The sequence below is a fragment of the Echinicola marina genome (assembly GCF_020463795.1).
Lineage (GTDB): Bacteria > Bacteroidota > Bacteroidia > Cytophagales > Cyclobacteriaceae > Echinicola > Echinicola marina.
Map to the genome: position 1 here is coordinate 4,433,531 of NZ_CP080025.1, position 23,944 is coordinate 4,457,474.

Annotated in this window: 16 protein-coding genes; all 16 read left to right on the forward strand. The window is 38.2% G+C overall.

All coding sequences use genetic code 11. The features are described from left to right. Nucleotides 1–115 precede the first annotated feature (115 nt). Nucleotides 116–1,783 (forward strand): DUF6909 family protein, encoded by a 1,668-nt coding sequence (locus tag KZP23_RS17885; RefSeq protein WP_226333150.1) that lies wholly within the window; start codon nt 116–118, stop codon nt 1,781–1,783. 316 nt (nt 1,784–2,099) lie between these two features. Next, complete coding sequence (locus KZP23_RS17890) at nt 2,100–3,485, forward strand: DEAD/DEAH box helicase (RefSeq protein ID WP_226333151.1); 1,386 nt, start codon at nt 2,100–2,102, stop codon at nt 3,483–3,485. A gap of 806 nt (nt 3,486–4,291) precedes the next feature. Beyond that, complete coding sequence (locus tag KZP23_RS17895) at nt 4,292–4,885, forward strand: DUF4255 domain-containing protein (protein WP_226333152.1); 594 nt, start codon at nt 4,292–4,294, stop codon at nt 4,883–4,885. A 3-nt stretch (nt 4,886–4,888) separates the two neighbouring features. After that, entirely contained in the window at nt 4,889–5,743 is an 855-nt protein-coding gene (locus tag KZP23_RS17900; RefSeq protein ID WP_226333153.1) for a hypothetical protein, read from the forward strand. Between the two features lie 12 nt (nt 5,744–5,755). Next, the gene (locus tag KZP23_RS17905; RefSeq protein WP_226333154.1) at nt 5,756–7,723 is read left to right on the forward strand and encodes a phage tail sheath C-terminal domain-containing protein; all 1,968 of its coding nucleotides are present in this window, start codon (nt 5,756–5,758) and stop codon (nt 7,721–7,723) included. A gap of 129 nt (nt 7,724–7,852) precedes the next feature. Beyond that, nucleotides 7,853–8,281: a phage tail protein gene (locus KZP23_RS17910; RefSeq protein WP_226333155.1), complete on the forward strand. Its 429-nt coding sequence runs from the start codon at nt 7,853–7,855 to the stop codon at nt 8,279–8,281. Nucleotides 8,282–8,286: 5 nt separating this feature from the next. Then, nucleotides 8,287–8,730 (forward strand): phage tail protein, encoded by a 444-nt coding sequence (locus KZP23_RS17915; protein ID WP_226333156.1) that lies wholly within the window; start codon nt 8,287–8,289, stop codon nt 8,728–8,730. Then, nucleotides 8,730–8,882: a DUF5908 family protein gene (locus KZP23_RS17920; protein ID WP_226333157.1), complete on the forward strand. Its 153-nt coding sequence runs from the start codon at nt 8,730–8,732 to the stop codon at nt 8,880–8,882. The genes KZP23_RS17915 and KZP23_RS17920 overlap by 1 nt, the downstream gene beginning before the upstream one ends. Before the next feature lie 3 nt (nt 8,883–8,885). Further along, a complete protein-coding gene (locus tag KZP23_RS17925; protein ID WP_226333158.1) occupies nt 8,886–9,572 on the forward strand; it encodes a CIS tube protein in 687 nt (228 codons plus the stop codon). Continuing rightward, on the forward strand, nt 9,573–11,318 hold the full coding sequence (gene vgrG / locus KZP23_RS17930; RefSeq protein ID WP_226333159.1) for a type VI secretion system tip protein VgrG: 1,746 nt from the start codon (nt 9,573–9,575) through the stop codon (nt 11,316–11,318). It begins immediately after the preceding gene. Nucleotides 11,319–11,382: 64 nt separating this feature from the next. Next, nucleotides 11,383–11,673: a PAAR domain-containing protein gene (locus KZP23_RS17935; RefSeq protein WP_226333160.1), complete on the forward strand. Its 291-nt coding sequence runs from the start codon at nt 11,383–11,385 to the stop codon at nt 11,671–11,673. A 3-nt stretch (nt 11,674–11,676) separates the two neighbouring features. Beyond that, the gene (locus tag KZP23_RS17940; protein WP_186757803.1) at nt 11,677–12,087 is read left to right on the forward strand and encodes a GPW/gp25 family protein; all 411 of its coding nucleotides are present in this window, start codon (nt 11,677–11,679) and stop codon (nt 12,085–12,087) included. Between the two features lie 12 nt (nt 12,088–12,099). Beyond that, the gene (locus tag KZP23_RS17945) at nt 12,100–15,261 is read left to right on the forward strand and encodes a baseplate J/gp47 family protein (RefSeq protein WP_226333161.1); all 3,162 of its coding nucleotides are present in this window, start codon (nt 12,100–12,102) and stop codon (nt 15,259–15,261) included. After that, nucleotides 15,249–18,050 carry a hypothetical protein gene (locus tag KZP23_RS17950; protein WP_226333162.1) on the forward strand — a complete coding sequence of 934 codons (2,802 nt, stop codon included), beginning with the start codon at nt 15,249–15,251 and terminating at the stop codon, nt 18,048–18,050. Before KZP23_RS17945 ends, KZP23_RS17950 begins: the two co-directional genes overlap by 13 nt. Before the next feature lie 11 nt (nt 18,051–18,061). Beyond that, complete coding sequence (locus KZP23_RS17955) at nt 18,062–22,327, forward strand: hypothetical protein (RefSeq protein ID WP_226333163.1); 4,266 nt, start codon at nt 18,062–18,064, stop codon at nt 22,325–22,327. After that, a complete protein-coding gene (locus tag KZP23_RS17960) occupies nt 22,328–23,944 on the forward strand; it encodes a contractile injection system tape measure protein (protein ID WP_226333164.1) in 1,617 nt (538 codons plus the stop codon).

Sequence of the window (23,944 nt, forward strand, 5' to 3'; positions counted from 1 at the left end):
AAGAAAAAAAGTATTTTTATGTAAAAGGATCATTTCTGTAGCATATATTGAAGTTATTTATATCACTTTTGAGCGCTAGGCAGTTAATTTTCAAAAATTTAATCTCCACTTTATCATGAGAACCAGAGCACAAGAATCACGCGCAGCAATAGAAAGACTTTATATCACCATGCGCCATTTATTTATGCGCGGTGTGTACAAACCTTTGGGGGTTTCTGGGGAGTCCCTGATTTCTGCCTTACATGTGCTACAGCCGGAGATTTATGGTTTAGTCACAGAAAATGAAAAGATCGAGTTGGATGGGCTGCTATATGTCATGGAAAGATTACCTAGGGGTATAGAAGAATGTAGGTATATCAGACTAATAAGCAGGGAAGGCTATGAAAACGCAGATTTTGAAAAGCTGATCCCAAGTAAGCGTAGGAGGAACTGCTATAGAGTAGACCGCAACCAAATGTTTGTAGAGATGACCCGGGGCAAAAGTGATATATATGATATCCTGACACACCTTACTTTCTTGTATATAGAGGCTGAAAAGATCAGGAATAATAGCACTGACAGTAAGGGAAGAATCAACCTCAACTGGAAGATGCTAGGCGAAATCGTTGAAAAAGACAAACTAGGAGAGCCCTATAACCATGAAGCGGCCTGTTCCTACCTCAGCCATATTACTGGAAGAACCTATGATGAGACCCATAGGGCGATCGAAAAATTCAATATATCTTCCAATTCCAACAGCCTGTTTAGTATCGTCTATCATTTGGGGAAATTGTCCATAGAAGAAGCGATGGAACAAAAAGACCGGGAAATTTCCTTTTCTGCCACCCTAAGAGAGAGGATTGGTCACCATGTTTATGGAGAGCAGTGGGCACAGCATATCAAAGGAATATTGGAAGATAATAACCTATTGCACCGGCCGATCCATATTATCAGTGCCAACTTACACAGTGTACTCAATACCATCTATGGGCATCAATTATTAGGTTTAAATTCTTTTGAGGAAATCGAAAAAATTGTAAGTGAGATAAGCTTAGACCATAAAAGCAAAAAACAAAAGCAAATCCGGGAATATGCCCTCAAAAATGGTTTTATTGAAATTCCTGATGTTTCAGGTACCAATATAGGTGCCCAGATTTTTGATACTGCAAAAATGGAAAAGAATACCATTATTCCTGGAATTAGCATTCCTGAAGAAATCAAAAAGAAGCCGGTAATTGTCGTAATGGATTATGCCTTTGGTGAGCAAGCCTATGAATGCTTTGATGAGCTCTTAAAACCCTTTGAATCCAAAAAACAAATGATCCCACTTGATGTGGTTTCTGCTTCCATAATGGGAAAGGCTGGGATTTTACAGGGCAATAAAGGCGATCTTATGATTCCAACTTCCCATGTTTTTGAGGGAACAGCTGATAATTATCCTTTTAAAAACAGGCTAAAGGGAAGTGATTTTGAGGGGTATGGTCTTGAAGTCTTTGAAGGACCTATGATTACGGTATTGGGCACTTCCTTACAAAATAAAGATGTCCTAAGTTATTTTATGGACTCTTCCTGGAAGGCCATTGGTCTGGAGATGGAAGGAGCCCATTATCAAAAAGCCCTACAATCAGCCAGTAAAATCAGAAGAAGTATTAGAAAAAACGTAAAGGTTTTATATGCCTATTATGCTTCTGATAATCCTCTGAAAACAGGAAGTACCCTGGCTTCTGGAAGCCTTGGGATGGAAGGAGTGAAGCCCACCTACCTGATCACCTATAAGATATTAGAAAGTATATTTACCAATTGACCCAATCTGAATATCATTAAGTAATAAATTGTATATAAGCAATATACCCTAGGTTTTAATGGCAATATTAGAGATATTTAATTTCAAATTTGTTTTTAAAGTTTCCAAATGGCAAATTAGAACAAAGCAATAATTATATTTGTTTGATTAAAAGACATTTGAGAAGGGAATTTATTCTCTCCAAAATACCTATCAGGCCAAATTGACCTGATAATATTGAATGGGCCCTCCATAGGAATTTTTATCATTGAGATTCACCCTACTATTATGACATTAAAAATAGACCATAACTGGGGGCCTTATAAAAATAGAATTTATGAAAGTAGACAACTTTAATGGCTTTAATTTCAACGAAGCTTTACAAGAAGGCTTGGATGCCATGGGCTTCAATAAGCCTACACCAATACAGCAACAAGCTATACCTGAAATCCTGTCTGGCAGTGATTTGATAGCTTGTGCACAAACTGGAACGGGAAAAACAGCAGCGTTTATTCTACCTGTACTTAATAAAATAGCTGAAAGTGGGGCAGGAAAACTGGATACCTTGATTTTGGCGCCTACTAGAGAACTGGCCATCCAAATAGATCAGCAAATTCAAGGCTTGGCCTATTTTGTAGGCATCAGTTCCATTCCTATTTATGGAGGTGGAGATGGATTGGCCTGGGAACAGCAGAAAAAAGCCTTGGAACATGGAACAGAAATCATAGTGGCTACACCGGGAAGGCTAATTGCCCTGCTCGCAGGGGGGAAAGTAGATTTATCATCACTAAAACATTTGGTACTGGATGAGGCTGACAGAATGCTGGACATGGGATTTTCAGATGACTTACTTAAAATCATCAATTACCTTCCAAAAGAAAGGCAAACGGTGCTTTTTTCCGCTACCATGCCACCAAAAATCAGGCAATTCAGTAAAAAAATCCTGAATGAAGCCAAGGAAATCAATATTGCCATCAGTAAAACCGCCGAGGGTGTCAGCCAATTAGCATATATGTGCTATGACAGTCAAAAGGAAAAACTACTTGAACATATCCTCACCCAAAAGACTTATGAAGCTGTAGTGATTTTTGCCTCTACAAAAGAAAAAGTCAAAAGCATCTACAAGGTCTTGCGCAAGAAATTCGACGTAGAATCTTTTCACTCTGATTTGGAACAAGTGGAAAGGGAAAAAATTATGTCCAGGTTCAAAAATAAGACCCTGAAAATTTTGGTCGGTACCGATATCATTTCGAGGGGAATCGATGTGGAAGGTATTGAATTGGTCATTAATTTTGATACCCCTAGTGATCCAGAAGACTATGTACACAGGGTAGGCAGAACCGCTAGAGCCGATAAAAAGGGTGAAGCGATCACTTTTGTCAATGAAAAGGATTTGTTTAAGTTCCATAAGATCCAAAATCTGATTGGTATAGAAATTCCAAGGTTGGATCTACCTGATGGCTTTGAAGGAGGACCAGAATATAAAGAAGGTAGGTCAAAAGGAAATATTAAGAATAAAAAGCAGGGTAACAATCCTAAAAGCAAATTTAAAAAGCGGCAAAATGGGACTGGGTCAAAGCATCATGCAAAAAATCAACACTCAAAAAATCCTCACAAGGACAAGGATAATTCCCATAAGGATAAGCAGCCCATTGGGAATTCCAATAATACAACAGGAAAATTCAGGACCAGATCAAATGTCAAGAACAGTCAACAGGATTAATCTTGTCCCCAATTAGCCAGTGTCCATAATGATAGATTAGCTATATTTAGAAAATTATTTTACACCTAAACCTTAGTAAGCCCAAAAATATTTTGGGCTATTTTGTTTTCTAACTTATTGGATGACTGGTATTTTTAGTTATTAAACGGTAATAATAACCCCGTGTTCTCATAGCTCCTTTCGACTCAAACATGAAATAACAATTACTCATTTCCCCAAAATGAATTCTGCATTGATCACATTTTTTGAATCATTAAACCACAGACAAGCACTATTAATTGTTGAAAACTCTAAAATGGATTGCCAACAATCTCTAAGCTGATACCTTTTAGTTTAAATTATTCAAAAGCACAAACAATATCCCTTCCAAATAAGAGCGTCAACAGATCATTTTATGGGAAACAAAATATCTTATTACAATAATATTTACAGATGTCGAAAAATATTGATACAGAATAGTCGATGAGAATTTGATCCTTTCAAATTAGTAAACAAATATTACCAGTTAGAATGTTTTACTTATTAAACTCTTAGTAGCAAAATTTAATTTTTAATTAATACACTAATTCAATATATTATTTGACATTAAAAATTAATTACTTACCTTTATATAAATCGTGACACCAATAACACACCTAATTATTTCACCAAGTTTAGGGCAACGAACTCACGATGGTAACTGAATATAAGGGGTTGTATTTTTAATTATTCCCTTTACCAGTTTAGCAAATTACTAAGTTTTGATGGCGCAATTTTGAGCAATGGCAGCATTGTTCCGCTGTTTTTTATTGTTGAATCTTTTAGATATGATTTTTGAAATTTTAAAAATTCTCACAGGAGAAGTAAACAATTATTTTCAGCAATTAGAAATGGATGATTCGGAGCTCATTTTGGACAATGTAGCCATGATTGACTCCCAGTCAGACAGTGCTGAGGCATTAAAAAATAAGATCATATTATCCCTAATTAATCTAAGAGAGGAAGTTACCCTTAAAAACTTTCCCAACAGTGTGAACAACGGGGATACTATAAGCTTTAAAAATCCAAAGGTCCATATTAATCTGTTTTTGATCTTTTGCGCCAACAGGGCACAGTACAATAAATCCCTCAACGACTTATCCAAAATCCTGGAGTTTTTCCAATCCAAAAAAGTTTTCACACAATCCAATACCAGCTTTGATAGGGACTTGGACGAAATGAGTGGCGTAAAACATTTCAGGTTTACCATGGAATTATTTACCCCAACTTTTGAAGAATTGAACTATATCTGGGGAACACTGGGAGGAAGACAATATCCATCCGTCTTTTACCGGATGAACCTGATAGAAATTGATAGGGATATGATCAATTCAGCTGAGTCTGTCATCACAGAGATTCACAGAAATTATAAACAACAATAAGGTATGAAAGTGTCAACTGTTTTTAAGCCGCTTTTAAAAATAAGCCTCTATCATAATTACTTTTTAAATGATGGAAAGGATGAATTTGTCGGTATGGTGGATGATAAAAAACAAGAACAATTAAAGACCTATCATTGGAATTCATTTTTCGATATTTCGCCAAGTAATGCCACTTTGGAATTACTTCAAGGACATCATATTACCGTAAAATCATATGCAGATCATTTATTATTAGCCTTGAAGGTCGATCCAACGGATGAGCAAATTCCCTTTATTGAATTTCTTGGTGATGAGGAATTGATTTTTAAATTCAAAGTTCGAGATCCGTTTTTTTGGAACTACACCCATTTGCCTTTTACAGGTGAGGAAATACTATATTTTACCAATAAGGAACCCAACCTATCAGCTCCTTTTGATTTTGAACCTCTCCACAAAGCACAGGAAAACAAAGTAATCAATTCCAACTTTTTATTCTCTGGAGAAAACAAAAAGGAATTATTGGAGCAAACACAATTAGAGGACAATGCGCCGACTGGCATCCTTAGGTTATTTATTCAGGCCGATAATGTAGGAAACAGTGTTCTACAACAAAATGGCAAGTTAAAAAATCAATTACCGCATTTTAAAATTCATTTTGACAATCAAAAAACCATTTGGAAATATATCCATCATAAGGGAGCATTTGAGACAGAGACTAAAAAAGTCCAGCCTTTGACACACTATGGCTTTGTACATTTAGAAAGTCCAACAGACTTCAAGAGTAATGTTCCAGACTTGGCGGATTATAAATTTCCGAATCCCAATCCATTACATATTAAATCAATAGGAAATAAACTTTATTCAGAAATATTCATTTAAACCTTTTTATCCATGGCAACAACATTAAAAACACCAGGTGTCTACATTGAGGAAATCACGAAATTTCCACCTTCTGTAGCACAAGTTGAAACTGCAATTCCCGCTTTTATAGGCTATACTGCACAGGCAAAGGATGGAGACAAAGAACTGCCACCTAATGAGCCAGTAAAAATCTCCTCAGTACTGGAGTTTACAGAATACTTTGGTGGTGCTCCTGAAGTAGAAGTTACCACATTGGAAATCAATGCACAAAATCAAGTAACAGAGGTTGACCTTACCGAAAAATACTATTTGTTTGAGTGTATAAGGATGTTCTATGCCAATGGTGGTGGAGATTGTTATGTGATTTCGGTCGGGAAATACGGTGATACCATCCAAAACGGTACTGCAGATGGTTCAACGCCCGGATTTTTGGCCGGTCTTTCTAAGGTAAAAAAAATAGACCGACCTACTTTACTCGTTGCTCCTGATGCTCCACTGATGAGTCAAAACAATATCAATTCACTATATACAGCCATGCTGGGTCAATGTAATGACCTGCAAGACCGCTTTTGTATTTTTGACTTGAAGGAACTAGGCGTGGATTATGATGATGCTGTTGAAAACTTCAGAAATGGAATTGGTATGAATTACCTGAAATATGGTGCAGCATATTCCCCTTGGCTAAAAGCCAATCTCCCCAGAATAGTCAAATACAAAGATATAAAAGGCAAAATAACGCAAAACGGTCCAACAGTGGATTTGGCAGATTTAATAGCAGATGCGGATGCCAAAGCCCTCGCCAACAGACTTGATAATCTTGTCGATGATCAAAATACGATTAATGACGCTTTGGATACATTGAAAGGTGCACATCCTTCTTATCAGGCAAAATTCGAAGCCTTATTCCATACCCTTAGAAATACGCCTAACAAGGCTAACCTAGAAGCCTTGATCAATTATTACACAGGTAGCATGGATTTGGTGAGAGATGTTATCGACCTAGGAGGGGCAGCTGTAAGCTTAGAGGATAAAAGCAATCCTGCTGGAGACACCAAATTCCTATTTGACTTTTTGGTGTCAAAATTAGGGACTGCTCTGGATGCTACAGAAAATGAAATAGCCAAAATTGCCCTTGACTCAAGTTCATTGTCATCAGCGCTGACGCTTGCAGCCTCAGCGACTGGCTTAGATTATTCCAACAGTACATCCACCAATGTTTATTTTGGTACAGGTACTACCAATCCAGAAAAAATCCAACCGCATGTAGGTGCTGTGAACAAACTATGGAGTAGCATAAAATCATCCTTGGACCTTATCACCAGTTCTGCAGAGAGTTTTACTGCTACAGTGGAAACATCAACAACAGATGCCATTCCAGCCTTGAAAAGCATTTACCAACGCATCGCCAATGAATACCTGACCCTTCCACCAAGTGCTACCATGGCCGGTGTGTATGCCCGGGTTGACTCCAATAGAGGTGTATGGAAGGCTCCTGCCAATGTTTCCTTGAACAATGTAATTGGCGTAACCGAGCTTATCGATAATAAAGAACAAGAAAATCTCAATGTGGATACTGTTGCGGGCAAGTCCATCAATATTATCAGGCCTTTTACAGGAAAAGGCATCATGGTTTGGGGTGCAAGGACCTTAGCGGGCAATGATAACGAATGGCGATATGTTCCTGTAAGGAGATTTTTCAATATGGCAGAGGAATCCATCAAAAAGGCTACAGAACAGTTTGTATTTGAGCCTAATGATGGCAATACCTGGGTAAGGGTAAGAGCGATGATCGAAAACTTCCTCACCCTACAATGGAGGGCAGGAGCGCTCGCAGGTGCAAAGCCAGAACATGCTTTTTATGTTAGAGTAGGCCTTGGTCAAACTATGACTTCACAGGATATTTTAGCTGGAAAAATGAATGTAGAAATTGGTATGGCAGTAGTCAGACCAGCAGAATTCATCGTGCTGAAATTCTCCCACAAAATGCAGGAATCATAGGAAGTAAGAAGTACAAAGTACGAGGTACAAAGTAGGAAGTACGAAGAAGGAAGTAGAATTTATCATTTTCTTATTTGACCAATGCTAATTTCCAATAACGCAATTTTTAAATAACTAATTAACAATATCATGAGCTATCCATTATCAAAGTTTCATTTCTCTGTTGAATGGGGAGGAACAAAAATTGGCTTTACAGAAGTTTCCGGTCTAGATGTGGAAACAGAAATTATCGAATACAGACACGGTGCAAGCCCTGAATACAGCAAAATCAAAATGCCTGGCATGCAAAAATTCTCCAATATTACCTTAAAAAGGGGCACCTTCAAAAGCGATAATGAGTATTTCGAATGGTATAATACCATCAATCTCAATAAAGTAGACAGAAGGGATATCACCATAAGTTTACTTAATGAAGAACACAAACCCGTTGTATCCTGGAAAGTTAAAAATGCTTGGCCACTGAAAGTACAAAGTACTGACCTCAAAGGTGATGGTAATGAAGTGGCTATCGAATCAATGGAATTGGCCCATGAAGGTCTCACCATTCAAAATGAATAGACGCTATGGCCACTTATTATCCGCCATCCAGCTTCCATTTTTTGGTGGAATTTACCGGATTAGATACCGGACAGGGAGATCATGAATTTCAGTCGGTTTCTGGCCTTTCAGTAGATATAGACACCGAAGAAATAGCTGAGGGTGGTGAAAACCGCTTCAAGCATAAGTTTCCTGTCAAAACCAAATATCCCAATCTGGTCCTTAAACGTGGTATGCTCATGGATTCCAAATTGATTGCTTGGTGCAGGGATGCCATCGAGGATTTTCAATTTAAGCCCATTGACTTGACTGTAAAACTCCTCAACGAGGAACATGAACCACTAATGACCTGGAATGTGGTACATGCCTATCCAGTAAAATGGAATGTTGAAGATTTTAATGCCCAGGAAAGTAAAATGGCCATTGAATCCATAGAGCTGTCCTATAATTACTTTAAAACGATAATCTGATGCCAATAGAAATCAAAGAATTGCACATCAAAATAACCGTAGACGAAAACGGTGGCGGATCTAAGTCCTCCCAAGGGGGCAACCAGCAGGATCTTATTGCCAAATGCGTCGAACAGGTAATGGAAGTAATTAGAGAGCAAAAAGAAAGGTAAGCCATGAGTGAAGGTAAATTGGAAAAATTAAAAATCGTAGCCTATAAGGACTCCAAATTTTCGGATGAAGTAGATAATGGGGAGTTCACTACACTACTCAATCCAGAAAAGTACAAGTTCCAATACAGGGTAGAGCAGAATGAAGATCAGGCTGCAGGAACCAGCGCAGCCCCGATCCGATTTAATAAAATCCTACCTCAAACATTAGAACTTGATTTTCTGTTTGACCGAACAGGTGTAATTGCTGGCTATGAGGCAAGTGAAAATGGCGTCATCGATGATATAGAACACTTCAAAAAAGTGGTTTATGAATACAATGGCGAAAAACACAAGCCCAATTACCTCATGATCACATGGGGAAGCCTTTTGTTCAAAGGCTATCTCAAAGAAATGGATATTGAATACAAACTCTTCAGGCCGGATGGCACACCCATTAGGGCGATGGCCACCACCAAAATCGGGGAGTTTGTAGAAGAAGACCTTCGTACAGCCCAAGAAAACAACCAATCTCCTGATCTAACCCATTACAGGACAGTGAATGATGGAGATACACTTCCCTTGATGACTTATAGGATTTACGGCGACTCCAAGTATTACCTAGAAGTTGCCAAAGCCAATAAGCTGACCAATTTCAGAAAGTTAAAAACCGGCACAGAATTATTTTTTCCACCGCTTCAAAAACAAAAATAAATGAACAATAGCGGAACCATAGCGACCAGCCAAAGTGTAGACAGGGTAACCCACAAAATCCTTATTGGAGGAGAAGAAATTCCTGGAACCTATCAAGTAAAAAGTATACAAGTAAGCAAAAGTATCAATAAGATTCCAACTGCTCGTCTTGCTGTACTAGATGGTGATCCTGCAGAAAGGGATTTCAAGGTGAGCAATTCCGATCACTTCATTCCTGGAAAGGAAATCGAAATCACTGCTGGATATCACTCTGATGAGGCTACCATCTTCAAAGGTATTATTATAAAGCAAAATATTAAAATCAGAAATAACCAATCACTTTTGATGATTGAAGCAAAAGACAAGGCCGTAAAAATGACGTTGCGCAGGAAAAGCAAGTACTATTACGAGCTGAGTGATGCTGATATCTTGGAAGAACTCATCAAAGCCCATGCCCTTGAGGCAGATATTGCTTCTACCTCAATTGTTCATCCGGAAATGGTTCAATATGATATCACAGATTGGGATTTTATGATGCTTCGTACTCAGGCAAATGGACTGCTTTGCATGGTAGATGATGGAAAAATAAGCCTAAAAAAGCCGGACTTGAATGCTGCAGAGGTGGAAACCATCACATTTGGGGCGACTTTACTTGAATTCGACGCCGAAATGGATGCTCGTACACAAGTTCCTAAGGTTATTTCCCAAGCTTGGAATATCGCTGATCAGAAATTATTGGAAATAGAAGGAGCAGACCCCGCTTTGAGCACCAACGGAAATATCAGCTCAGGTGATTTGGCAGCATTACTGGATCAAGATGATGTCGTCATGCGCCATGGTGGGAATAAAAAGGAAGGAGATCTAAAGGAATGGGCCAATGCCAAATGGACCTTCCAACAATTAGCAAAATCAAGAGGAAGGATGAAATTCCAAGGCATCCCAAATGTAAAACCAGGCACCAACCTATTGCTAGAAGGAGTAGGGGAGCGCTTTAACGGCAAAGTCTACGTAACAGCAGTCAACCATCAAATAACAGAAGGAAACTGGACCATAGACACACAATACGGAATGGATCCTGAGTGGTTTGCAGAAACAATGTCCAGTATTTCCATGCCACCGGCAGCAGGACTAAATGCCGGAATAAGTGGACTTCACGTGGGCTTGGTTACTGATTTAGAAGACCCTGAAGGAGAAGAGCGAATAAAAGTAAAAATCCCAATTATTAACAGCGAAGAAGAAGGCATTTGGTGCAGACAAGCTTTCCCTGATGCTGGAAATAACAGAGGTTTTACTTTCAGGCCAGAACCTGAGGATGAGGTGATAGTAGGCTTTATCAATGAAGACCCAAATGATGCTGTTGTTTTAGGCATGTTGCACAGTAGTGCTAACCCAAACCCAATAACAGCTTCTAATGATAATCATGAAAAAGGCATACAAACCAGATCAGGCATTAAGATCCATTTTGATGATGATAAAACCATCGTCAAGATTGAAACACCCGCAGGTAACAAATTGGAGCTCAATGATGACGATGGCAGCATTACAGTCGAAGACCAAAATGGCAATAAGACCTTAATTGATAGTGACGGAATCAGCATGGAATCTGCCAAAGATTTTAATCTCAAAACCACCGGAGACATCAATATGGAAGGCACTAATGTAAATATTAAGGCCAGTGCACAATTTAAAGCAGAAGGTTCAGCGGGAGCTGAGCTAAGTACCAGCGCTGTCGCAGTCCTAAAAGGTTCATTGGTGCAAATCAATTGACAAAGCCTAATTAGCTAGTAGTGATATAAAAAAATAAAGTCTTAAACCTAACTGATCTATTATAATGGGAATGCCAGCAGCTAGAGCAAACGATATGCATGTCTGTCCAATGGTAACGGGAACCGTGCCCCATGTGGGTGGCCCCATCTTACCACCAGGAGAGCCAACTGTTTTGATTGGGGGTATGCCAGCAGCAAGAGTAGGGGATATGGCTACCTGCACAGGTCCTCCTGACACCATAATAATGGGATCCTCCACCGTCATGATTGGTGGGATGCCAGCAGCAAGATTAGGAGATTCCACCGCGCACGGTGGCAGCATTGTAATAGGAGAAGCAACTGTATTAATAGGATAAACCATGGAAAACAGCAATGACTTTTTAGGGACAGGATGGAGCTTTCCTCCGGAATTTGAAACTGGGTCTGGTCAAGCTAAAACCACTTCTGGTGTTGATGATATTCAAAAAAGTCTTGAAATTTTGTTTAGCACGCGACTTGGTGAGCGGATCATGCAGCCCACCTACGGATGTAATCTCGATGAACTGTTATTTAATCCCATCAACAGGACAGTTAAAACCTATGTCATAGAGCTGATCAAAAATGCGATTTTATACCACGAACCACGGATAGATCCTGAAAAAATTGATATCACAGAAGGCAATGCACTGGAAGGAGAACTACTGATTCATCTTCAATACAGAGTAAGGGCGACCAATGCCCGAAATAATATGGTCTATCCTTTTTATTTGGAAGAAGGCACCAACACCTAAACCAATTAACGCATGAGCGCAAATTGCAATCATATTGTCAACATACTTAAAAGAGACGGCACTGGTAGATCTGAGCTGCAAGACCCAAAACTTTCTCCTGAAAGTGTCCAATTGCAAAACTTTGAACAAAAGGACTGGATAATCTTTGCATTAAATCTTTCCAAGCAACTCAACTTTTTCCCAAGTTCATTGGCACTTGAGCCTTCTGGAGATTGGCAAAAATTCTTTAGTGATTTCATTTCTAATCCTGCTATGATCAATGATTTGGAAAATGAGGCTACTATTGAAAAACTAAAAGTTGAGATAGATGATTTTCTGGCAGATCAAGCATTCACTGGCAAACTAACACCGCATCTTACACTTTTTATCTCTTTTCTAAAATTACTGGACTTCAGCAAAAAAAGATTTAACCATTTAACAAAAAGACATCTTGACTATTATTACCAGAAAGTCCTTCAAATAGGCAAAAAACCAATACAAGCAGATCATGTTTATTTAATTTTTGAATTGGCCAAAAATGCCAGCCAAGAAAAACTGGAAAAAGGAACCTTATTGGACGGGGGAAAAGACAGTTTGGGCAAGAAAAGGAATTATGTTTCGCTTTCCGAAACAGTGTTAAACAAAACCAGTGTTGCCCAAATCAAAAGCATATACAATGAAATTTCCATTGCAAGAGAAGATATCAATGCACTAGAAACTGATTTAAGTACAGGAAACTTTGTGATGGCTCCAATGGTGAATTCCTATGATGGTCTGGGGGCTGATTTTCCTAAGGGAGCTGAAAAATGGTGGCCTTTTGGCTATACCAAAATCTGTAATGCCAATACCAAATTGCCTCCACTCCCCAATGTCAGACTGGGCTTTTCCTTGGCAAGCAATATGTTTCGATTGTCTGAAGGCACCCGTAAAGTAACCTTGGAATTTACATTTGCCAATACCATCCTCTCAAGTTCAGCAAACGAGTTCAGTCTAAACAATGCCCTATTTTTAGAAATTAGCGGTGAAAAAGGCTGGATTACCGGTGCGCCAATGGAACTGATTACGGGAAGTGCTATCTCTGCAAATAGCAATAAAATGATTTTGGTATTCGAATTGGAAAATAAGCAGCCCAAAGTAATACCTTATAATTCAGAGCTACATGAAGGAAGCTATCAGGTTGAACATCCCTTATTAAGGGTAATATTCAAAACCGAACAAAAAGAAGGCTATAATTTATATCGATTACTCAATAAAAATACTTTATCAAGTCTTCAGATAGTTACTGATGTTTCAGGCATACAGCAAGTTCAATTGGAAAACGACCTTGGTGTACTTAATCCTGAAAAGCCATTTTATCCTTTTGGACCTAGACCAGGAAAAGGATCTTCCTTCATTGTAAAGTATCCTGAAGTCGCGGACAAACCCATAAACAGCTTCAATTTTCGGATGGATTACCTCAATACCCCTGATGACCTGGTAAGCCATTATTCACAGTATGGAGAAAGAGTGAGCAACAATGACATTGACGCCATAATTAAAGGCTTAAATTATTTTAGCTTTTCCAGTTCCCCTTCCCATGATAATGATAATAATGAACTTTTTAATGTTAACTCAGGGATTTATGATTCTACTTTTACATTTAATTTAGCCAATAATGAATGGAAAAACACGGTAAAAAAAGAGCTAAAAATCACCTTAAATAACTCTTTTCTACATGAAAAATATCCGCATTACCTAACAGTAGCGACTATCCATAACAGACGAAGTATCTCTATAGATAAAATCCCCAATGAACCTTATACACCTTTAGCAGAAAATTTAGTTCTGGACTATGAAGCAAGCGAAACCATCAATTTTGGATCTTTGTCTTCAGAAAATAATATCACATTAATACACGAATCCCCTTTTGGATTCCATCAAGTATTTTCTCCTGGCCAGACTGATCAGGAGCTCGATTTAGTACCTGAATACTGCCAAGGAGGAGAACTTTATATTGGGCTGGAAAATGCAAAAAACCTTCAACAAATAACTTTACATTTCCAGTTTCTAGAAGGTAGCGAAAACCCTAGTATCAAAGACATATTTACGGGAGACCAAAAAATCAATTGGAAATACCTGAAAAATAATCAATGGGAAAATTTTGAGACCGGTGAAATCATCAAAAATCAAAGTCCCCGCTTTCTTCAATCTGGGGTATTCCAGTTTTCTGTTCCCAAATCAGCTACCAAGGACAATACGGTCCTTCCAACAGGCTTTCATTGGATTAAAGCTACGATGGCCAAGCCCTTTGACATTGTATGTCAATTGATTGATATAAAAGCACAGGCAGTCGAGGCTGTATTTGAAAACCAAGACAATTCTGGAGATCATCTAGACAAAGGGCTTCCTGAAAAAACCATTAGCAAATTACAGGAAAGATTAAGTTGGGTAAAATCAATACAGCAACCTTATCCCTCCACAGGCGGCAAGGACAAAGAATCAGACGCTGCCTATTATAGAAGGGTAAGCGAAAGACTAAGACATAAAAACAGGGCCATAACACTCTGGGATTATGAGCATTTAATTTTACAAAAGTTTCCAAAGGTCTATAAGGTAAAATGCCTCAACCACACCTGTTCTTCATCCTTTCAATCCCCTGGAAATGTGACCATTATTCTAGTTCCTGATACTGTTCAGCAAGCTGTCTTCGATATCTACCAACCTAGGGTAAGTCAAGCGACTTTAAATGAAGTTGGAACATTTGTCAATGAGCTAAATACTTTTCATGTAAAAGCCAAAGTAATCAATCCCAACTATGAGGAAGTAAAAGTCAGTGTTAAGGTAAAATTCAAAGAGGGATTGGATGCTAGCTATTATTTAGGTCAGATAAAAGAGGATATAAAGCGCTTTCTTTCCCCTTGGGCATATGATCAAAAAGTTACGGTTGAATTTGGCGTCACTTTACACAAAAGCCAACTGATCCATTATTTGGAGGAACTCGCTTATGTAGATTATCTGGAAAACTTAGTTTTAATGAAGCGTCAACCAGATTCTGCACCTTGCGAACCAAAATTCGAAGAGGTCTTGGAAAAGGACTTTATCCGGCCCAGTAATCCAAAATCCATTTTGGTTTCATCCAAAGAACATGAAGTGAACCCCATTACCGTCACCTGTAAAAATGAACCTGCAAACTCCCACGAAGAATGTCAACATTAAGCAATCATAAAAGTATAGCCAGAGACACCTCCTCAAAGGATGATCTTGACTTTCACTTTCTGCGGGAAGAAGGAATCAGACATATCCGAGAATTGGGAAGCCAAATCTGGACCGATTATAATACACATGACCCGGGCATTACCATGCTTGAGGTACTTTGCTATGCCATCACTGATTTAGGAAACCGTATCAATTTGCCCATAGAAGATCTTGTAGCCCAAAAGGACAATGGAATTGAAGGACAATTTTATAAAGTAGCTGATATTTTGCCCTCTGCACCTACCACAGAACTAGATCTAAGAAAACTATTTATTGACATCAAAGGGGTTAAAAACTGTTGGATCAAGAAAGAAAAGGTAACCGTCTTTGCAGACCTGAAAAACCAAAAATTAGCTTATGAAAAGGTCATTTGGGAGGGTTTGAAGGAAAATCAAAAGGCAAAATTTGATCTTAAAGGACTCTATAGTATCCTGGTAGAAACAGATGATGCTCAAAAAGAGCTTCCGGAGGATTTAAAAGAACAAATATTTCAACGCTTTCATGCACACAGGAACCTTTGTGAGGACCTGGTTAAAGTTGAAAAAGTACCCTCCGAACCAGTGTCTGTCTGTGCAAATGTGGAAGTAAATCCCGAAGCAGATGAGGAATTGGTTCATGCACAGATAATTGTAGCATTGGAGGATTATATGGCCCCATCACCACGCCATTACTCGCTTAAGGAAATGATAGACAAAGGCTATCCTATGGATGAAATCTTTGAAGGGCCATTTTTGGAAAATGGTTTTATAGATACCAAGGAGCTAAAAGCCTCTGGACTTCGAAAAGAAGTGCGACTTTCCGATATCATCAATATTATCATGGGTATTCCAGGTGTGAAAGTGGTTAAGGATATCACCTTAGGTAATTGTGACGAAAAAGATGGTACTGATCCCAACAAATGGGTCATTTGTATCCCTGAGGGCAAAAAACCAAAACTTTGTAAGAAGACCACCATTAACTATTTCAAAGGTGTCTTACCCATCAATATCAATAAAGCCAGGGTTGCCAGCTATAAAGAAAAAATCCTCCAATCACGTGCTGATCATGATGATAAAGCTAAAGAACACCTTGAACCTGAAATCCCAAAAGGAACTTTTGCCAACTGGGGAGCCTATAGCTCCATCCAACATGATTTTCCTGAAACTTATGGATTAAGTGATAAAGGATTACCTCAAAATTTAGGAGAGAAAAGAGCAGTCCTAGCAAGACAATTAAAAGGTTATTTACTGTTTTTCGACCAAATCCTAGCCTCCTATTTTAAGCATTTAGAAAAAATAAAGGAGCTGCTTTCACTTGACCAAGGGCCGAGTATCACCTATTTCACCAAGGCCGTGAAAGATATCAAAGATGCAGAAAAACTATTCAAAGACCCTAATGCACTTGATAATGATACTGAGTTAACAGAAAACCTAATGGGGATTTTGGATGATACAGTTGAGCGTAGGAATAAGTTGATGGATCATTTGATTGCCCGATTTGCTGAAAATTTTGGGAATTATGCCTTCTTGATGAAGTTCCTTTATGGAGCCAGTACGGATGAAGTGGTATTACAGGACAAGCAACGTTTTCTCAGGGAATACAGAGAAATAAGCAAGGAAAGGGGAGAAGCGTTCGATTATTACGACAAGGAAAAAAAGGACCTTTGGAATACAGACAATGTCTCTGGTGCCCAAAGAAGAATAGCAAAATTAGTCGGCATAAAAGACTACAGCAGGCGAAACCTTGCTGACTCGGCAGTGGAAATATACAGATATGAACAGGTAGACGGTGATTGGCTTTACCGTTGGAGATTGCGAAGTGAAGAAGGTAATATACTTCTATCGGCCACGACATCATATCCTTCTTATAATGTTGCTGGGAGCGAAATGTACTTTGCCATTCTCAAAATTTTGGAGACTTCCAGTAAAGAACTGGAAAAGTTGAAAGCAGCAGCAGTGGCCAATGAATACTTAGCGGGAAGTTTCCAATTCCATAAAGCGGCAACATCCGAAAAATTCAGCTTCGACATTGTTAATACAGAAATTGAATCCCATTCAAGCCCTGATTTCATCATTGCCAAACAATATACATTCTATCCCCATAGAGACGAGGCGATCAATGCTGCATTATCATTATTGGATTATATAAAGCACACTTTTACTGAAGAAGGGATTTATCTAGTGGAACACATCCTTTTAAGACCCAATCCACTGGATGCGCAATACAAGAAAACTCAGGAAGACGCGGACAAAGATTATGTCCTTGGAAATTTCCTTCCTTTTTGCTCGGACGATTATGACTCTTGTAAAATGATCGATCCATTTTCATTTAGGCTAAGCGTTATCCTTCCAGGCTTTACCTATCGCTTTGCCAATAAAGACTTTAGAAATTACTTGGAGAACCTTATCAGAGAGGAACTCCCTGCTCATATCGTAGCAAAAATATGTTGGATAGGATATAGAAAGGGCGAAGAACCGGAACTACCACAAGAAGATGTAGAAAATCCTGAAAGCCCAATTTTTAAAGAAAACCAATTGGTTAACTTCGAGAAAGCCTATAAATCCTATCTCTTTGAATTAACCGATATCCACAAGAGAAGCGGAAGTATCGCATCAATGAACAAATACAATAAAGTATTGAACGAAATGACTAGTTCTCTAACGGGACTTCATACCATTTACCCTACAGGTAGACTTTACGATTGTGAGGATGAGGAGGAAGATCTTGATGGAAAATTAATTTTAGGAAAAACGAATCTGGGAACACTTTAATCCATACCGTCATGGCTAATAAATTAAGTATCATAACCACTCAATACCATACTTATAAAGTAGATCAGGTATTAACACATACCCAATTAAATGAATCCATATCATTTTTTGAGGACCAAGATAGGTTGACTCGTGTATTTTTAAATGGTGTTGGAATAGTTTGTGGATTTAAAGTAAGTCGGCCGACTAGCGGTATTGTCCAAGTTACACAAGGCATTGGAGTAACTACGGATGGAGACTTGCTTAAATTACTTCAGGAATACGATGATCCAGCTATTTCAGGCTTTAAAATGGTGGACGATCATGTTAACTATACCCATTTCAGGGTGTTTGAAGATAAAAACAGCCATTATGAAAAATTTAAGCAAGGAGAAGCTAAAATTAACCTTTGGAAACTAGTTCCCCCTGAACAAGTAACTGAGACAGATCAAGCCCTTTCCAGCATGGAAAACATGGCAGATAAAATTGCCTTGCTTTATTTAGAAACCTACCCACTGGAAGCAGACATGTGTAGTGGTATCAATTGTGACAATCAAGGGGTAGAGCAGGTAGCTAGACTGCATGTGCTATTGACAGATGAAGAGGGTGCCAAGCATTTAATGGACAATGACGGAGTCTATCAAAGGCTGGACATCAAAAGTCTTTATCGCTCTTTAAAACACATTAAACTAAAAAGGGTATTATTATCCCAAGCAAATACCAAAGACCTACAAAAACTTGAAGATAGCTATTATAAGGCTATCATGGCTACTGATATTGAGGGTTTAAATGATGGACTAAGCGCGCTTTCCAATTTTCTTGGATTGCCCAGCAATATTTCCCAAAGGGTAAAACTATTCTTAACCAAGCCCAATCCAAGTTATGTTAACAATTTCCAATATCAATATGACTGGCTAAGAGATATCATCAACACCTATCATGAGATTGTGGAAATCCTTTATACACTCAATGCCACATGCCTACCAGATATAGATGCTTTTCCAAAACATCTTATGCTTGGGAAGGTCATCACCAAAGACGATATTAATGATTTTAGACATGGGTTTTATAAATCTCCCATTACAGGGGACACTTCAGTAACCTCCAGGCTAAACAGTCTATTGGAACGGATGAAATTAATGCTTTTTACCTTCCAAACACCAAAAGTTGACATTTCCATTACACCATCAGTATTTAAAGGAAATCTAGGAGATAAAGCTATACCATTTTACTATAAGAATAGTAATAACCTTATTGATCATTGGAATTTCGATAAAACCAAAAGGGGAAGGACTGATGAAATACCTCGCTTCAAAAGAGCAATAGATCCACAAACCAATGACCCCATAGAGCCTTTGGAATATGACTCCAATGAGGTTGATTTTTATAGAATTGAAGGACATCAAGGTAAATCCTACGACCAAGCGTTGATCAAAATAATGGACAAGGTTAAAGAATATAATTTAGATTTTGACGTCAAGGCACTCTCTATTAATCAGGTACTGGACAGTATCAAAATGGAAGACTATAAATGTCATTTTGAAGATTTGATGTTATTGATGGAAGCTTGGAATGATGAGATCAGCTGTATAACAGGCAAAATCAGTCAATTCTTTTCTTCTTTAGATATCAAAAAGCTTTTAGAGGCCAGCAATGTGGAAAGTGCCGAGACAGTAAGTCCAAAAGTAGAAATGGCTGAGCCTTTATATAAGGCTTATGAACCTAAATCTGTGACCATAGAGGACGTGGCAGTTTTGATCAATAATGGTAAAATATCGCTGGCAGAAGCCCAAAGGCTCTATCCATATTTGTTTGAAGCCACAAAGGATTATAAAACTGAATCACGGTCAAGTATTCAGGAAAGTATAACCAAAAATATCAGTTCAGATTCAGAAAGTCTAGGTATTGTCTTTGACAGCACCATCAAAAAAGAGGATAATCCTTATTACAGCTATAATGATATCAAGGTAGCTGCAGAGAAAGAAGCAGTAAATTATATCAAGGATATAGAGATTTCAGAAGACTATAAAATGGCCTTTATCGATAAACCCATAGAGATAATCGCTGCCTCATATGATATATCGAATTATATCCCTGAGCGTCTTTTTGAATTGGATGATTTCTATATTGACCAATATGAAGCTTCCATTGAAAGTTTGTGTAAGAAGTTAGTAGAGTTTAGCAAAAGCCTTGATAAATTGGATATAAGTGATCGATTAAAGTCCTACTATCAGTCACAAGCCCTTTTCTATTCATCCATTTGTTGTGCTGCCAATAAATTGAAAATCTTGCAAGCCGAGATCGATTCAAGAAAGCAAACCATTTTGGAAGGTCTTCAATTGAGTAATTTTTTTGAACATCATCCTGGATTGGATCATCAAGCTGGAGTATCAAAAGGTGGGACATTTGTTATGGTTTATTATAGCAGGGAACCTAGGAAAGTAGAAAAAGCAATATCCGGTCTGAGCATCATGGAAAAATGGGGCGGATATAAGGAGGCTATTTATGAAAAGTCTGATTATAATAGTATCGCTGAAAAATATGAACTATTCAAGGATCCCACCAAATTAGAAGATGATTTAGCCACCCTAAAAAAAGCATTAGCTGGAGAGACAAGCATATCCAATATTGCATTGCCGAGCAAAGGTCAATTAAAAAGTAGCCTAAAAGATGGTACTGTAATGGCTGATTTTATGCTGCCATATAGATGTTGCTCTGATTGTACACCAATCAATTTCGTAGTTCCACGTCCAGTAGTATATCTGAACCTAAGTGAAGACACCTACTGTCTAGGCTTGGAGCAAGCTCCTATTGGATTTGAGGTGATCCCTGTGGGAGGCACTATCAAAGTTGTAGATGAAATTTCTGGTGTTATCGTTGGTGAAGATGCAATTAGTATTGATGCTAGTCTATTTCCTGTTGATCACTTAGGTCAAGCGATCAATTTTACGGTAAATGATGAACCTACTACAGCAGAAATTAGGGTTTTCCAAAGCCCTGTATTTGCTTTGAACTTACCTGCTCATCCTGTCACTGATCCTAACTTATTGCTTTCCGCCTCTCCTGTTTTTGAGGATGCGGAATATTCTTGGGATTTTGGTGATGACAGACAGTCTACAGAAAAGAGCCCACAAGTAAGTTATCAGTTGCCAGTCAACGATGAAAACAAGGTGACCGTTAGCCTCACTATTACACCTAAAAATGGCGCTTGTCCAGCTACAGTAAGCGGAGAAATCATTTTTGAAGAAGCAGTAGAAGAGGTTGACTTGGACCTTAAGCCAAGAGAGATATGTAGAGATGCTCAAGTAAGCCCCATTCCATTTACGGTAGTTCCAGAAAATGGTATAGTCAGTGGGGAAGGGGTTCAAAACACAGCCAATGGTTATGTATTTAACCCTCTATTAGTCAGTGACATCAATTTAGGCAAAGATTTGAATTTTAAAGTGAATGGTCAAGCCACAGATTTAACTGTAAGGGTATATGAAAGACCTACCATTAACTTTAGTTATACAATAGATGTTGACCCTGCCTCTGGTAACAAACTGCTGTCACTTAAAGTAGATACACCATTCCCAACGGGGACCCAATACCATTGGTTCTTGGACAATAAAGCCTTGGACCCAACGACGGCTACGGGCATGAAGCAAGAGCTTCCTGCTGAACTGGATAGCATATCGGTAAGGGTAATGGTAGAATTGGATAATGCCTGTAAGCAAGCAAGTAGTGAAACCATAACGATTGATCTTAATGAAGGATCAGGAAACTGTATGGAAGAAGGAACTAGGTTTATCCAATCTGGAGCGGAAAGGTTTAGTGCCTTTTTACAAACGGAAGAATTCAAAAAAGTAGATGATTGGGGCAAAGGCATTATCACCGATGCCATAGATACCATAAACTTGATTGCAAAGGATGCCCCGAATTTTGTTTCTGGTAAGCAAAATGGACAATTAGAAAAAATACTATTACCTCAAATTCAAGCCTTAACGGACTATATGGTAGAAATGAATAGTGGAAATGGTCCTGGAATGGCCCCTGCCAAAGAACTGTTCGAATTTTATATTCAATTATTCTATACCCTTATCAAGTGTCAAGATAGAAGCAATTATGATGAATTTAAAGCTGAATTTTCGCAAATTCTTCAAGTAATGACTTCAATGATGAAACGACTGGTTGAATTTAAAGTGATTTGGGATGCTGATAAAAGCATGCAGACTTACTATAAAAACTTAATTGTGGAATTTGATGGAGTGGACTATATACAGGCCGCTATTAAAGAACAATCTCAATTGATCGCTTAATTGGAAAACAAGGCATCACATATTATCCATAAAATCTATTGCGAGGTACTTGAGGCAAGTCCTGAAAGAAGCCAAATGCTCAAAAACAATTTGGCGGAATGGTTAAAGTCTGAATTATTGCCTTTGTTGGAGCGCTATCTGGATCAAATGGATAGAACCATAGAAAATGCCCACTATCAAATTCCGAATTTAGAAATAAATATAAATAGTTCCTCAAAGGTGTTTGAAAGCTCCAAGGCATCTATGGACCAGTTGGCCAAAGACCATCTGCTATCACAGCTGAAGGAACAATTGGAACAACAATTTCAGCAACTAGAAAATAAAGTCAGCCAAGCCAAATCGATTTCGAAAGCTAGCCTTGAACTTGATAGTTTATCAAAGGATAATCATTTAGGCTTATCAAGTCTAGATAGAGAAATAAAAAGTATCATACAGATACTGGAAACAGGTGAAAAGCCTTGGTGGCTAAGTGCTCAGGAAAAAATAGAGCTATTTAGTGATTGGTCTGATACTAACCGTGTAAAGCCTATTCTCTTTCATCCAAAATTTCACAAATTACTGGAAAGAAGTGGAAGAGAAGTTGATTTAAGAAGAAGGTTTTTAAAGCAATTCAATTACCAGCAAATCAAATATATCCTTTCTGCATATTATTCAAAATCACCAATATTGACTAAGGGTCAAGATGTATTATCGCAGTGGCCAAAAGATATATCTAGTCCATTGAAATCATTGATTATGGATGATATTTGGAGATTGTTGCTTTCTGAAAGGACCGAATCAGAAATAGAGTCTTCTTTTACAAAATCAATCCATGCCATAAAAAGCATTGTGACTGCTGAACAGAAAAAGCTGCTTATCATCTATCAAACCAGCTTTAAGGTCGCTTTCGAAAAATTTGGCTATAAGGAAATAAGCAAATCCACTTGGTATAGCGAATTATCAGATGCCATCGATAAACCTGAATCTTTCATTCAGTCAGTCCTTAAAAAAGAAAGAGGAAACAAAGCTGAAAAGCTAAAAAAATCAAGCACTCAAGAAAGTAGTGCTGATGCTGATCTTAAGAAAAAAAGCAAAGGTACTTTGCCTCAGGAAGAAGATCATTTATTGGATGACAAATTTGCCGATAAGGAATTCCATATGGACCAGGCAGGCTTGATCCTTTTGCATCCATTCTTCAAGGAACTTTTCACCAACTGTAAGTTAATCAACCAGCAAAATGAATTTATAGATCAAGATAGGGCAGTTCATTTATTACATTACTTGGCCACCAAGGAAGAACTGGCATTTGACCATGATTTAATATTTGAAAAATATTGCTGTGGAGTTCCTAAAGACCATATCGTAAGCAGAGAGATTGTATTATCGAATGAATTAAAAGATCATGCGGATGAATTATTGAACGCTGTAATTAATCATTGGAAAGCATTAAAAGGTACAGGGCTGGATACTTTGAGGGCAGAATTTCTATGTAGAAAAGGTAAGCTGGATACTCGAGGAAAGCATTCAAAACTGATCATTGAGAGAAAAACCCAAGATATATTATTGGAAAAATTGCCTTGGAGTATCGGAATGGCAAAGTTTCCATGGAAAAGAGGATTATTATTCATTGAATGGTAA